This window comes from Paenibacillus algorifonticola, from assembly GCF_000971975.1.
Lineage (GTDB): Bacteria > Bacillota > Bacilli > Paenibacillales > Paenibacillaceae > Pristimantibacillus > Pristimantibacillus algorifonticola.
Genome location: NZ_LAQO01000115.1, coordinates 1 through 559, shown reverse-complemented (window position 1 = coordinate 559; position 559 = coordinate 1). Strand labels below are relative to the sequence as shown.

At 61.9% G+C, this 559-nt stretch carries 1 protein-coding gene; it reads right to left on the bottom strand.

From position 1 onward, the window contains the following. A partial coding sequence (locus WH37_RS33195) for an AMP-binding protein (protein ID WP_046234955.1) occupies positions 1-559 on the bottom strand: 559 nt, incomplete at both ends.

Genomic DNA, 559 nt, shown 5'->3' with positions numbered 1-559 from the left:
CACGTTCCCGTCCGGCATCCAGCGCGCCAGATCCCCCGTCCGGTACAACCGCTCCCTCGCTTCGAACGGGCTCGGCACAAACTTCTCCGCCGTCAGCTCCGGTCGATTCCAGTAGCCTCGGGCCACCCCCGCTCCTCCGATGCACAACTCGCCCAGCACGCCCACCGGCACTGGATTCAGATGCGCATCGACGATCGCAAACCGTGCGTTTAGCCACGCCTTGCCTATCGGCACGTTCCCTGTCTCCGGCAGCTTCTCCACTGGCTCCTCGTAATAGCTCGAATCGATTGCCGCTTCCGTCACTCCGTAGGCGTTTATGATGCGGATCTGCGCGCCGTACCTCTCCTGCAGCTCGCGGTAATCCCCCACGCTGCAGCTGTCCGAGCTCGTAATCAGCAGCCGCATCGAAGGAAGCTCCAACTTCTGCTCGGCGATATACGCCATGAATGGCACGATCAGCGCCGGCGTCGATTCGAAGACCGTAATCTCGCAATCCCGTATCCAGCCGTACAGCCGGGAAGGGTCGATCCGGTCGTCCTTCGGGCAAATGACCATCGTT